The sequence below is a fragment of the Paenibacillus sp. JT22N7 genome (genome assembly GCF_059383875.1).
In genome coordinates, this window is the sequence record NZ_JBXENY010000006.1 from 1 (window position 1) to 12,981 (window position 12,981).

Consider the following 12,981-nt stretch of genomic DNA (forward strand, 5'->3'; position numbering starts at 1 on the left):
CAACTCCGATCATGCGACCAAGTTGTGTATCCGGTATTAGCATTCGTTTCCGAATGTTATCCCAGTCTTACGGGCAGGTTACCTACGTGTTACTCACCCGTCCGCCGCTAACTATCAGGAGTGCAAGCACTCCATCAAGTCCGCTCGACTTGCATGTATTAGGCACGCCGCCAGCGTTCGTCCTGAGCCAGGATCAAACTCTCCATTTAGGATGTCTTTTCTTTCGATCGAGATCGAAGGGAAAAGAGCATTTGGTTTGACTTGCTCATTACTTTTTTGTATCGCTTTACATTAACCGAAGTTAATGTGGCAGTTTCACTCGTTGTTCAGTTTTCAAAGAACAATTTCTCTTGTTTGCGTTTCGTTCGTGTCTGCCGTATGTCTCAGCGGCGACTCATATAATATATCACGGGTGCCTAGAGGATTGCAAGTGTTTTTTTGAAAAAATTATTCTCTTTTTCATTTTTATTTAAAAATAACATTCAAACTACCGTTCACAATACCTCACTATAATGAAGTAATTATTTTAAACCCCTTATAATTTACTGATTCCATGGATTAAAAACTTTCGTGAAAGGGACTGCTGCCATCTTTCTTTCCTATAAGACATCCCTTTTCTGAATATTGCAGTCTATGGCTTTATTGATTCCAATGCGGACAAAATCGTTTCTTAATTGTCAGTTAAAGGCTCATAAGCAAACACTATAGCATAGAAACAAGCCTCGTTCAGCGTTCAACTGCTGGGACAAGGCTTGTTTGCGTTAGGCAGGCGGATGATGGGGATGCCCGAAGGGAATCTTTTTCACCAAAAATGTTTCCGCTTCCAAACTACCATACAAGTATGGTAGTATAGCAAGGTGAAACGGCTGTCGCCGTCCTTTGGCGGGGCAGTGCGTTTCATTCCGAGAAATATAGAGAAAGGATGGCATAATTATATACTTTCCTATATTTTGAAAACATAAATTTCAACCTAAAAAAAGAGCTTGCCTACTGAGGAGGTGAACGATGGATTTTACGATAAAGCCCACTGCCGTATCGACGCGGGATGCGATTTATTTGACGCTGAAGGAGCAGATTTTGAGCTTGGAGCTGCCGCCCGGTACGAGCATTTCGGAGAAGGAAATTTCCGTAAAGCTTGGCGTCAGCCGCACCCCCGTTCGGGAAAGCTTTGTTCGGCTGGCGCAGGAAGGGCTGCTCGAAATTTTTCCGCAGCGCGGTACCGATGTGTCGCTCATTGATTTGGAGCTGGTCGAGGAAGCCCGCTTTATGCGCGAGCAGCTGGAGACTGCGGTTATCCGCCTCGCCTGCATCAGCTTCCCTGCGCAGCGGCTGACGGCGATGCGTCACAATCTCGCCTTGCAACGGGCTTGCGTAGAAAGCCAAGACTACAAAACGATGTTTGAGCTGGACGAAGCTTTTCACCGCACGCTGTTTGAAGGCTGCCGCAAGAGCAACACTTGGGCCGTCATCCAGCAAATCAACGTCCATCTCAACCGCAGCCGCATGCTGCGTCTCGCTGCCGATCACCATTGGGAGCATTTGTACGAGCAGCATCTGCAAATGGCGCAGGCGATTGAAAGCAGCGATACCCAGCTTGCCGAACGGCTGATGAAGGAGCATTTGAACTTGACGATTGCCGATCAGGCGCTATTGAAAGAGAAGTTCCCTACCTACTTCAAATAATCGGAGGCGAAAGGCACTATGAAAATGGTATTTCGTTGGTTTGGCGAAGGCAATGACACCGTCAGCCTTGACCAAATCAGACAAATTCCCGGCACGGAAGGCATCGTCTGGGCGCTGCATGACGTTCCTGCTGGCGATGAATGGCCGATGGACAAAATTATGAAGATCAAAGAAGCAGCGGACAAAGCCGGCCTGCACATCAAGGTCGTCGAAAGCGTCAATGTTCATGAGGACATTAAGCTCGGCCTGCCAAGCCGAGATTTGTACATCGACAACTACAAGAAGACGATTGCCAAGCTTGCGCAGGTCGGCGTCAAAGTCATTTGCTACAACTTCATGCCGATTTTCGATTGGCTGCGTACCGATCTTCATAAGGAGATGGAGGACGGCTCGACGGCGCTTTTTTATGAAAAAGCGATGATTGATAATGTCGATCCCTTCGATCTCGTTAAGCGTATCAACGAAAATTCGAAACTGACGATGCCGGGCTGGGAGCCGGAGCGGCTGCAATATTTGACCCAGCTGTTTGAGGCCTACCAAGGGGTTACGCAAGAGCATCTATGGGCAAATGCGAAATATTTCCTCGATGAAATTATTCCGTTTGCTGCTGAGCATGACATTAGAATGGCCATTCACCCGGATGATCCGCCTTGGCCGATTTTTGGCCTGCCGCGCATTATTACAGGGCAAGATAATATTCGCCGTTACCTTCAGCTGCACGACAGCCCTTATAATGGTCTCACTTTATGCAGCGGCTCGCTGGGCGCCAACCCGGAAAATGATATCGTGTCGATGATTCATGAGTTTGCCGATCGTATTCCGTTCACGCATATTCGCAATGTGCGTGTCTACGAGAATGGCGATTTCATTGAATCGTCGCACCGCACACAAGATGGCACGGTCGATATCGCCGGTGTTGTTAAGGCCTACCATGAGGAACAATACGAAGGCTACTGCCGACCGGATCACGGCCGCCACATTTGGGGCGAGGAGTGCCGTCCGGGCTACGGCTTGTATGACCGCGCACTCGGCATTATGTACCTTTGGGGCCTATGGGATGCGTATCAGAAAGCGGCTGCTGCGGAAGGAGCTGCTGCAAAGTGACTGAAACGGTAAATTTACCGAAGCATACCTCCATCGAGGGCAAAGTCGTCGTCATTACAGGCGGCGCAGGCGTATTATGCCGTGCAATGGCGCTGGAGCTTGGACGGCAAGGAGCGAAAATCGCCGTGCTTAACCGCACACTAGAGAAAGGCGAGCAGGTTGCATCGGACATTAATGCGGCGGGCGGCCAAGCAATTGCTGTCGCCTGCGATGTCACCAATCAACAAAGCGTTGCAGCCGCTGCCGAAACAGTGCTTGCCCAGCTTGGTCCTTGCGACTTGCTTATCAATGGTGCGGGAGGCAACCATCCGAGCGCCAATACGACGAATGAGACGTTCCAGCCGGAGGATTTGGATAATCCTGACGTCACCTCGTTCTTCGACTTGAATGTGGACGGCTTCCGCAATGTGCTGGATTTGAACTTCGTCGGCAGCCTTATTCCGACGCAGGCTTTTTCCAAGCATATGCTTGGCAGGGCTGGTGCAGCCGTCATTAATATTTCGTCGATGAGCGCACCGTCGCCAATGACGAAGGTTCCGGCTTACAGCGCAGCCAAAGCGGCGATTAACAATTTCACGCAGTGGCTTGCTGTCCATTTGGCTGATGCCGGCATTCGCGTAAATGCAATTGCTCCTGGCTTCTTCCTGACCCAGCAAAACGAACGGCTGCTGCTGAATGAAGACGGCTCCCATACGGCGCGGGCAGGCAAAATCATTTCCCACACGCCTATGCGCCGCTTCGGCTCGCCGCAGGATTTGCTTGGTACACTGCTCTGGCTCGCGGATGAGCAAATGTCCGGCTTTGTCACCGGCATTGTCGTGCCGGTTGATGGCGGCTTTATGGCTTATTCCGGCGTCTAGCTTATTTCTTGGAGTCTGCGTACCGAGAGTCAACTTCGTGTATGGGCTATTGGCGGACTCAGCAGCCGCTATTTCAGCCGAATCACGGGTTATGGCAGAGGAACCGGACTCAGGAGACGCTAATGTGCTTTCCAACGTTATTTTGATGGGAAAATCAAGGCAATAACGGATCTCCTGTCCGCGTACGACCTCAAATCCTTTCAAAAGCCAAAATAGCGGAACCTCAGTCCTTCAGAAAAAGAGACAGCGTTTCCCAGGCTGTATGGTCCCTGCCCTGCAGCACTCGCACGCTGAGATTCCTTAAGCTTTTGCCTTGAGCCGTTAGATGAGATCGGCTTCGGATAAGCACTACGTACGTATGGATGAGTATACGGATTCTGGTTTGCATACACACCCTAACAAGCAGCGCCCCTCCTAAATGAAGAAGGGGCGCTGCTTGTTATTAATAGGCTTTCAAAAAATAACTATGACATCACTAGATCACCTGCGGCAGCGCAGCCAGCTGCTCTTTAAGCTCAGCGACATCGCCAGCGCTAAGATCAAGCTGCGGCGCTCGCATAAAGCCGGCATCTATGCCGCGAAGCTTGAGCGCTTCCTTGAAAAAGGACATATTCGCGCCGCTTCTCAGCACCTCGCAATATTGAATCGCGATGCGCTGCCATTCGCGGGCCTTATCCAAATCTTTCGCCTGGTAGGCGTTGTATACCGCCACAAACGGCTCCGGATATACGCACGATACCCCGGAAATCACACCGTCACAGCCCATAGCGAGCGCCGGAAGGAACAAACGGTCAGCTCCCTGCATCACGGAGAAATCGCCGCCTTTTATGGACAGGTATTCATTCGTGCGCAGAAAATCCGGATAGCTGTATTTAACGCCGACGACGTTGCCGCAGCGCTCTGCTACTCTCTGCGCAACATCCGTTTTGAGATCATTGGACGCGCATTGCGGGATATTGTACAAATAGACGGGGAAATCAGCTGGCAGACTGGACGCCACCGTCACATAATATTGCTCCAGCTCCGCGTCGTTTGCGCCAAGGAAAAACGGTGTGACTACTCCAACACCGTCAGCCCCAATCTGATGGGCATGCTGCGCCAGCAAAATCGTATCATCCTGCGTTGCCGCACCTGCATGAATAAATACGGTAACTCTTCCGGCCGCTGTCTTCACGACCGTCTCCGCGACCGCTTTGCGCTCGTCAACCGCCAGCCGCACCATCTCTCCTGTCGTCCCCAGCGGAAACAGGCAGTGTATGCCTTTGGAAATCAGAAATTCGGTCAGCGCTTCTACCTTCGCCAAATCAACCTGTCCTTCTTTAGTGAAAGGCGTCACCATTGCCGTCGTCACACCGTACAAACGTTTCATCGTGCCAATCCCTCTTTCTATTTATGATTTAGTTAAGGCTGTAAGTTAACGAAGCAAATGAACAGGGTCCTTGCCTGCAAAAATATCCAGCAGTGCCTGCGCCGTGTCCAGGCCAACCCGGTCATACGTCTCTGTCGTTTCCGCTGCGGTATGGGGCGTTGCAATCAGCTTGTCCAGCTCAAAAAGCACATTGTCCGCCGCTACCGGCTCCTGCTCGTACACATCGATGGCCGCCCCGGCGATGCTGCCCTTTTTCAATGCGTTGTACAATGCCCGTTCATCGACTAGCGCGCCCCGCGCCGTATTGACGAAATAGGCTGCCGGCTTCATCCGGCCAAATTGCTCATCGCTCATCATATGATACGTTTCCTTCAGACTGGGCAGATGCATGCTGACGACGTCGCTCTGGGCGAGCACTTCATCGGAGGAGACAAGCTTGACCCCGAGCGCCTTCGCCTTCTCTTCATTCGGATATTTATCGTAAGCGATAATCGCTACATCAAAGCCCTGCAGCTTCTTCGCTACCATCTGGGCAATGTTGCCGAAGCCCAGCAGCCCGACTGTGCGATCCGCCAGCTCCATGCCGACGGTACGGTCCCAATAGCCGCGTCTTGCCGAACGCTCAAGCGTCGGGATGTTGCGCAGCATCGACAAAATCAGGCCAATCGTCAGCTCCGCTACCGCATTGGCGTTGCCGCCCGGTACATTCGCCACCTTGACGCCGTATTCCTTCGCCTTCGCCAGATCAATATTGTCGACGCCAACGCCGAAGCGGGCAATGCCCTTCAGCTTTGGCGCCAGCTTAAAAATCGCCTCATCCCATGTATCTACGCCGGCTACGACCCCGTCGATATCCGCGACAAGCGGAGCAAGCTCTTCAAACGTATAGGGACGGCCAAGCTGGTTCTCGATAATTTCGCAGCCTGCCTCCTCCAGCATTCGCTTCGCATCGGCGCATAGCAGCGAATAGTTCGTCGCCGTCACTAGAACTTTATGCTTTGTGCTCATTATTTGACTCCTCCAACGGTCATCCCGCTAACCATATATTTTGATGTAAACAAATACATAATAATGACTGGAATAGAAGCGATAATCGAGCCGCCCATCAGCGGCCCCCAAGCGAATACGTCGCCAACGATCATATCCGACAGGCCAAGCGTAATCGTCTTGTCGCTCGTTTTCGTTACGATGACGAGGGCATATAAATATTCGCTCCAGCACAGCGTGAAGGCGAAGATGAAGGTTGCAGCAAGCCCTGGAGCAGCAAGGGGAAAAATAACGCTCCACATCGTGCGCGCCCGGCTGCAGCCGTCGATCATCGCCGCTTCTTCAATCTCTCCCGGAATCGATTTAAAATAGGAAACGAGCATCCAAGTGGCATATGGGATCGTAATAGTAGGATATATAAGCATGAGACCATAAACCGAATTGCTCAGCCCAATCGCATTCACCAGCATATAAAGCGGAATGAACAGCACCGCGCGCGGCATCAAGTAGGCGTACAAGATTCCTCTGGATATAAAGCCGCGGCCCTTGAACTGCAATTTGGAAATGGCATAGGCAGCCAGCATGCTGAACAAAATCGACAGAAAAGAAACGATCAGCGATACGTAAAGGCTATTTTTAATATTTGATAAAAAGCCCTTCTCCGTCAGCAGCTTCTCATAAGCGGACCAACTGAACACTTGCGGCCAAAAGGACGGCGTCATATTGTAGATTTCCCCCTGCGACTTGAAGGACGTATTCAGCATCCAATACAGCGGGAACAACGCAAAGATTAGTAAAAAGGCTAAAGCTCCATAGACGAGAACCTGTTTGCCGATTGATTTATTTTCCATCCTTTATCACCTAATCTCTGGATGATAGCGAGCGCTTCGTCACGTAGTTGATCAGCAGAATCAACGGCGGCATCGTCATAATGGCGATGGCGATCGCTTTTCCAAGGCTCATATTCAAAAACCCGATCGTATAGCTCAGCGTAGACAGCACCTGTGTCGCATTGGCAGGCCCTCCGCGCGTCAGCAGCCAAATAATTTCGAAATCGTTCAAGGTCCATATCGTAGTCATCACTGCAGCGAGTATCGTAACTTCCTTCACGGAAGGCAGCGTCATATGCCAGAAACGCTTGACCGCACCGGCCCCGTCCAGCATAGCCGCTTCATACATTTCCTTCGACACGGTCTGAAGGCCAGCAAGAATGGCAATGCCCATGAAGGGGATGCCCCGCCATACGTTAACCAGAATGACCGAGAACATCGCAAGGTCCGGCCTTGCCAGCCAGCCAAGCGGTTGATCGATCAGATGGACTTTCAATAGCAGAAAGTTCAGCACTCCGCCAACATCGGAGTAAATCCACTGCCAGGTAAACACCGATACGATAGTCGGGATCGTCCAAGGTAAAAATAAGAGGACACGGAACGTATTGCGGAATATGATCTTTTCATTAAGCACAAGCGCCATAATCATGCCAAATACCGTTTTGAACAACACGGCTACGCCGGTAAAAACAACAGTATTCCACGTCGCTTTCCAGAATGCCGAATCCTGCAGCAGCTCTAAATAATTGCCGAGCCCGATAAAAACCGCATCCGCTCCTACGACTTTATTCGTAAAGCTTAGATAAAGCGCCCAGCCAAATGGCAGCACCATAACCGCAAGCAGATAAATCAATACCGGGCTCATGAGGAAATAAGCCAGTTTATTGTTTTGGTTTGTATTCAAGCCTCATCCCGCCTTACTTAAAGGCATTGGAGGGCCAGACGCTCTGGCCATCCTTCGCCGAATTAATAACAGCTTACTTTACAAAAGCTTATTTGCTGTAAACCTCTTGAATTTTAGCCTGCATATCTGTGATTGCCGCTTCCGGCGTGTAGCTCGTTTCAAGCAGCAGCTTCTGGAACGTATCGTTGAGAATGCGAAGATTGAACACTTCCCCCGCCTTCGCATTGTACTCGCCAGGATAGCCGAGGAAATTAAAGCCAGCAACGGATTCAACAAATGCTTTGTTTTTCTCGTCTTGCCACACCGCTTCCTTCGCCAGCTCGTCATATACGGGAGCCGTCAGTGGAGCACCCTTCTCAATCCATGACTTATACCAGTCTTTATCCAGCATGTAGGAGATGAATTTTTTAGCCAAATCCTTGTTTTTCGAATCTTTGAAAATGCCGAGATTGTTGCTGATGCCTGGAATAAAGGTGCCTTTAGGACCGGCCGGGTAAGGCGCTATGCCTGTTTTTTCATATAAGTCCGGGTTGTCCTTCTTAATCGTCGCGAGCACGCTGCCCGTGTTAAAAATCATCGCCGCTTGTCCGCTCAAGTAAGCTTTATTGTTGCCTGCGTCATCCCAGCCGATTGCGCTTGGCGGCGTGCTTTTATCCGTTAAGAAAATATCGCGGATAAACGAAGCGGCCTGTACCGTTTCCGGCGAATCCGCAATGACCGTTTTGCCGTCCTGCGTATCGACAGAACCGCCATAGGACCAAATAATGCCGCGAGTCAGAAACTCGGCGTCGGAGTTGCCTTTGCCATAGCCCATGCCGATTCCATACAGGCCTTTGCTCGTGTCTGTCAGCTTTTTGCCCATTTCCCTAAGCTCGTCCCATGTTTTCGGAGGCTCTGTATAGCCTGCATTGGCAAGCAAATCCTTGCGATAGTAGAGCACCTGCGTCTCGGTCCAGAAGGGCACACCGTATTGCTTGCCGTTGAACGTAATCGCTTTTTTCGTATTTTCATTAATGGCGCTTTTGCCTTGCAGGCTGGCCACCACATCGCTTACATCCTCCAAAACGTCTTTTCCGTAAAATTGCCCAATTTCCTGATAACCGAAAAAGGATACATCCGGTACCGATTTGGATTCAATCGCCGCCGTCCACTTCGGATAAAAATCCTCGTAGGCAATCAGCTCCACATTTACATTCACATTGTTTTCTTCTCCAAATTGCTTCGCACGCTCTGTAATTAACGTGTTTTGATCATCAAACAGCTGCTTCTTCATCCAAAAGGTAAGCGTTGGCTTCTCGCCGCTGCCCGCCTGCGCGTTCGCCCCGCCATTGTTCGCCGTTCCCTCATTGCCTGCATTCCCGCAGCCTGCCACGACAACTGTCAACAAAGAAACTGCTACTGCTTTTTTCACTCCGTTTTTCATAGAAATGCTGACCTCCCGTTTCGCTTTTTTTCACGTACAGCATCATCTGAGTTGAAGCGCTTTCATGCTTCTGTCCCTATCTTAATTCGAATAGTTAAAAGATAATATGACAACAATTTAATCGAATGATACAAAATTAACAGAATTCCACTACCGCCTTTTTCCGGTGAAAAATAGTACAAAAAAACAGCACCGCTCCATCGCTCGGATTGCGGCGCCGCTGTTATGGCCCTTCTCTATTTCAGTTCCTTGCCGCCCTCCAGCTTTTGCCGGTACTCCTGGGGGGTCAGGGAATAATATTTTTTGAACACCTTATTGAAATAATTCGGGTTCTGATAGCCTAGCTGGAGCGCGACTTCATAGCTTTTCAGGGCTGGATTGGCCAGCATGGATGCCGCCAGCTCCATCTTGAGCCGCAGCACATAGTCACTCACATTTTCGCCCGTCGCCAGCTTAAAAATCCGCGACACATGAACCGGATGCATAAACAGATAATCAGCGATCGCTTGCAGCGTCACATCGGTGACGAGATTTTTCTCAATGTAGCTGCGGATTTTGCCTACCGTTATTTCACGGTCATTTCTCGTATCGTTCTCCATGCTTTGCCGCAGCAGCCGGAATGCTTCGTCTAGCCAGCTTTTCAACGCCGTAATGGAGCGGCTTGGCAGCAGCCCGCACATATCCGATAAGCCGGGGCCGATCATCTCCGCCAATTCACGCCCGTTTTTGTGCGCGAAGGAGCTGAACGAGGCATAGATGGAGAAAAACACTTCCATCAGATGCTCCGGCGAATCCGGCCAGCCTTGATTCAGCTCGCTCCAGATGCCGCCAAGCTTCTGCTCGGCCACTTCCCAGCTGCCCGATTCCATCAAATGAATGAGCATCGGCGGCTCGTACAGCCGCTGAAGCGAATGAACCGGCAGCTGGCGGGCGATATCGCTGGCGACATGGATAAACAGCCCGCTTTGGCTGCCAATCTGCCGTCGCAGCGCCAGCAAAACATCCTCATACCGCTGCCTGACATCATGCGGGAACAACCCCCACTGGCTGACGAGCACGGATACCTCTCCACTCAAATAATGATTAACGCTGAGCTGAAGCTGCGAGGCTTTGAGCTGGAGCTCCTCATCCAGAGCTTTGCCCTCATCTGATGAACCGTACGACGGCTCTTCACCCTCCCCTTGCTTTTCCGCCATAGGTGGTCCGCCAGCGCTTTCTGGCATTTCCGTAACAATGCCCACCAAGTAGCCGTGAATGGTTTTACATGTCCAGAGACGAAAACGCTCCTCAAACAGCTCCTCCGCCATATTGCTCACAGCATATTCCATCAGGGACAGGCTATAGAAATCCATCTCCGACAGCTTGCCCTCAAGCCGTACGAGCATCAGCGCAAAGCGTTGTCCCATGGCAACCGGAATTTTGAGCGATTCCAGCTTTTCGGGCAGCCGCTCCGCTGAATATTTGCGTCCCTCAAGCAATTCATTCAAGAGCTCGCCCTGAAGCTTCGGCAAATTCTCTTGAAAGGCCCTTGCTACGCGCTGATGGAAGCTCTTCTCGTCCAGCTCCTTTTTTAATGCCTGAACCGCCCCGCTCACCTTTTCTAAAATGTGCTCGTCACTAATCGGCTTTAATAAATAGTCATACGTTTCATGGGCAATAGCCTGCTGCGCATAAGCAAACTCGGCATGCCCAGATAATAAAATGCATTTAATCCGCTTCCAGCTCCTGCGCACCTGCTGGAGCAGCTCCAATCCGCTGATGCCCGGCATCCGGATGTCCGTAATTAGAATATCGATCGTATTCGTATTTAAAATTTCCAGCGCCTCTATGCCGGAATAAGCTTTGAACACAGCGCCGATGCCAATTTGCTCCCATGGAAGCGTATCGGCAAGGCTGTCCACCACGCTCGCCTCATCGTCCACAAGCAATAGTCTAAATGCCAACTGCTCCTCCATCACGCTTCCTCCTTATCCTCCCAAATGATTTCTGTTCGAAAGCCATCCAGCGGTGAAGGCGAAGCGGAGAACTGCAAGCCTGAAAGCCCGCCATATAGCTGTGTTAGCCGTTGATGCGTATTCCATAGGCCGCACCCGGTGTGCTCATCCAACGGGACAGCGAGCGACATTCGCAGCTTGACCATCTCCTCCTTCGTCATGCCGCTGCCATTATCATCGACGATGAGCCGGTTCAAGCCGTTCTGGCGCAGCCCTTTAATATGGACAATGCCAAATTGCAGCTGGCTTTCAATTCCGTGGACGACTGAATTTTCCACAATAGGCTGAATGAGCAGCCGTGGAATGGGCAAATCCATCATCTCCTCAGGAATATCTATTTCATAGTGCAGACGCTGGATACGAAGCTGCTGAATAATCAAATAGTTTTCCACCAGCTTAAGCTCCTCGCGCACCGTCGTCATGCTGTTTTCCATCCGCGTCGTGTAGCGATAGTATTCGCCTAAATTCAGCGACATCGCCACGACTGCCTCCTTATCGCCGAGATTCGCCATATTTTTAATATAAAATAGACAGTTGTATAAAAAATGCGGATTGATCTGCGATTGGAGCTGCTTCAGCGTCGCTTCCTTGGAGCGCAGCGTCTCCATGTACACCTTGTCGATCAGCTCCTGAATCTGCTCCGCCATCTCATTAAAGCTGCTGAACAGAAACTCAAACTCATTGTTAGGACGCTGCTTCAGGCGGGTGGAAAACTGCCCGTCCTTGATGCGCTGCACTCCCCGCACCAGCAGCACAATCGGGCGCTGGACATTGCGGTACAGCAGCAGGGTAGACAGAACGCCGAGCGCCATTAGCAGTGCTATCGAGATATAAAACAGATTGCGGCTCGTATTAATCGGTGCGAATACGCTAGCAAGCGGCACAACATCGACCAAATACCAGCCGAGGCTTGATGATTGGATATAATTTACAATATATTGTTGGCGGTTAATTTCTAGATTGAGACTGCCGCTGCCCGCGAGCTGCAAGCTTTCCAGCTGCTCCATCGCCTGCGTAACGAGCCGGTAGTTGCCGTTAAAGCCCATGATCGGCGCTTCGCCGGGATGATAAAGAAAAGGCTCGCGCGCCTCATCCTGCTGGAGCGAATTGAGCATATTTTTTAAATTGGCATCGGTGAACCGTACCTCCACATACAAATTCGGCATGTCCGACTGCTGCATGCGGCTGAACAGCATTTCCTTAATGCCGAACGTTGTCGCATATTCATGAACCCATTTGCCCATGTCTCTGGCTTCAAGCTTCTGCTCGTCATAATGGGCGGAATAATCCGTCGAAATCAGCTCCTTGGTGTCGCGCAAATATAAAATAATTTGGTTCGTCCAAGCACTCGTCGTCGTTTGCATATTCAGCATATCCACAAGTCGCAAGTGGCGCTGGAGCTGGACAAGCTCATCATTTTTTCCCCGGCCCTCCACATACTCCCGTATGCTGTAGTCGCGGCTTGCCGAGGTGGAATGCTTCACTAGCTGATCTACCATCATGTCGAGCTGGCTCATAAAAAAACCGAGACGGTTAAGATTCTGCTCCTTGATCGTCGTCTGCACCACATCTACGCTCACTTGGTTCGAATAGCCGTAAAGCAAAATAATCGGGATAAGCAGCGCAATAATTAAAGCTATCATTTTCCGAAATGTCGTCATCTTCATCGCTTTTCCTCCGCCTTACGTTATAAGTTCAGTCTCCTTGGCTGCTGCGGGTCACGGGAATCAACGCCATTCTACCATCATTTTCGGGCAAAAGAAAACGCTTACCTAATCTTGCATAAGCAGAAAGGAAGGTTCACTAGAAGAAAAACGCAAATGAAAC

10 protein-coding genes and 1 rRNA gene are annotated in these 12,981 nt (G+C 50.6%); 3 read left to right on the forward strand and 8 right to left on the reverse strand.

Translation table 11 applies throughout. The features are described 5' to 3' along the window. Window positions 1-209: ribosomal RNA gene (locus AC50Y5_RS17115) — 16S ribosomal RNA — on the reverse strand; the annotation flags it as partial. 796 nt (window positions 210-1,005) lie between these two features. Between AC50Y5_RS17115 and AC50Y5_RS17120 the strand changes: the two genes are divergently transcribed. From AC50Y5_RS17120 to AC50Y5_RS17130, 3 genes are read left to right on the forward strand one after another with little or no spacing between them, the layout of a single operon-like run. Continuing rightward, a complete protein-coding gene (locus tag AC50Y5_RS17120; RefSeq protein WP_056037280.1) occupies window positions 1,006-1,683 on the forward strand; it encodes a GntR family transcriptional regulator in 678 nt (225 codons plus the stop codon). A gap of 18 nt (window positions 1,684-1,701) precedes the next feature. Continuing rightward, a complete protein-coding gene (uxuA, locus tag AC50Y5_RS17125; RefSeq protein ID WP_056037284.1) occupies window positions 1,702-2,787 on the forward strand; it encodes a mannonate dehydratase in 1,086 nt (361 codons plus the stop codon). Then, window positions 2,736-3,647, forward strand: a complete 912-nt coding sequence (locus AC50Y5_RS17130) for an SDR family oxidoreductase (RefSeq protein ID WP_081418884.1) — start codon at window positions 2,736-2,738, stop codon at window positions 3,645-3,647. The genes uxuA and AC50Y5_RS17130 overlap by 52 nt, the downstream gene beginning before the upstream one ends. 475 nt (window positions 3,648-4,122) lie before the next feature. On the opposite strand, the gene AC50Y5_RS17135 is transcribed toward AC50Y5_RS17130, so the two are convergent. The 7 genes from AC50Y5_RS17135 to AC50Y5_RS17165 form a co-directional block, all read right to left on the reverse strand. After that, window positions 4,123-5,016, reverse strand: coding sequence for a dihydrodipicolinate synthase family protein (locus AC50Y5_RS17135; protein WP_494862351.1), 894 nt, complete (start codon window positions 5,014-5,016; stop codon window positions 4,123-4,125). Window positions 5,017-5,061: 45 nt separating this feature from the next. Continuing rightward, complete coding sequence (locus AC50Y5_RS17140) at window positions 5,062-6,024, reverse strand: phosphoglycerate dehydrogenase (protein ID WP_494862352.1); 963 nt, start codon at window positions 6,022-6,024, stop codon at window positions 5,062-5,064. Then, window positions 6,024-6,854, reverse strand: coding sequence for a carbohydrate ABC transporter permease (locus tag AC50Y5_RS17145; protein WP_056037297.1), 831 nt, complete (start codon window positions 6,852-6,854; stop codon window positions 6,024-6,026). Before AC50Y5_RS17145 ends, AC50Y5_RS17140 begins: the two co-directional genes overlap by 1 nt. A gap of 10 nt (window positions 6,855-6,864) precedes the next feature. Then, on the reverse strand, window positions 6,865-7,737 hold the full coding sequence (locus AC50Y5_RS17150) for a carbohydrate ABC transporter permease (RefSeq protein WP_056037300.1): 873 nt from the start codon (window positions 7,735-7,737) through the stop codon (window positions 6,865-6,867). Between the two features lie 88 nt (window positions 7,738-7,825). Further along, on the reverse strand, window positions 7,826-9,160 hold the full coding sequence (locus AC50Y5_RS17155; RefSeq protein ID WP_494862354.1) for an ABC transporter substrate-binding protein: 1,335 nt from the start codon (window positions 9,158-9,160) through the stop codon (window positions 7,826-7,828). Window positions 9,161-9,396: 236 nt separating this feature from the next. Next, on the reverse strand, window positions 9,397-11,115 hold the full coding sequence (locus tag AC50Y5_RS17160; RefSeq protein WP_494862356.1) for a response regulator: 1,719 nt from the start codon (window positions 11,113-11,115) through the stop codon (window positions 9,397-9,399). Beyond that, entirely contained in the window at window positions 11,115-12,821 is a 1,707-nt protein-coding gene (locus AC50Y5_RS17165) for a sensor histidine kinase (RefSeq protein ID WP_056037306.1), read from the reverse strand. Before AC50Y5_RS17165 ends, AC50Y5_RS17160 begins: the two co-directional genes overlap by 1 nt. Window positions 12,822-12,981: the final 160 nt, after the last annotated feature.

Excerpts from the sequence above, each read along its gene's own strand:
- AC50Y5_RS17120 (WP_056037280.1), top strand. The coding sequence starts at position 1,006 with ATGGATTTTACGATAAAGCCCACTGCCGTATCGACGCGGGATGCGATT.
- uxuA (WP_056037284.1), top strand. The coding sequence starts at position 1,702 with ATGAAAATGGTATTTCGTTGGTTTGGCGAAGGCAATGACACCGTCAGC.
- AC50Y5_RS17130 (WP_081418884.1), top strand. The coding sequence starts at position 2,736 with ATGGGATGCGTATCAGAAAGCGGCTGCTGCGGAAGGAGCTGCTGCAAA.
- AC50Y5_RS17135 (WP_494862351.1), bottom strand. The coding sequence starts at position 5,016 with ATGAAACGTTTGTACGGTGTGACGACGGCAATGGTGACGCCTTTCACT.
- AC50Y5_RS17140 (WP_494862352.1), bottom strand. The coding sequence starts at position 6,024 with ATGAGCACAAAGCATAAAGTTCTAGTGACGGCGACGAACTATTCGCTG.
- AC50Y5_RS17145 (WP_056037297.1), bottom strand. The coding sequence starts at position 6,854 with ATGGAAAATAAATCAATCGGCAAACAGGTTCTCGTCTATGGAGCTTTA.
- AC50Y5_RS17155 (WP_494862354.1), bottom strand. The coding sequence starts at position 9,160 with ATGAAAAACGGAGTGAAAAAAGCAGTAGCAGTTTCTTTGTTGACAGTT.
- AC50Y5_RS17160 (WP_494862356.1), bottom strand. The coding sequence starts at position 11,115 with ATGGAGGAGCAGTTGGCATTTAGACTATTGCTTGTGGACGATGAGGCG.
- AC50Y5_RS17165 (WP_056037306.1), bottom strand. The coding sequence starts at position 12,821 with ATGAAGATGACGACATTTCGGAAAATGATAGCTTTAATTATTGCGCTG.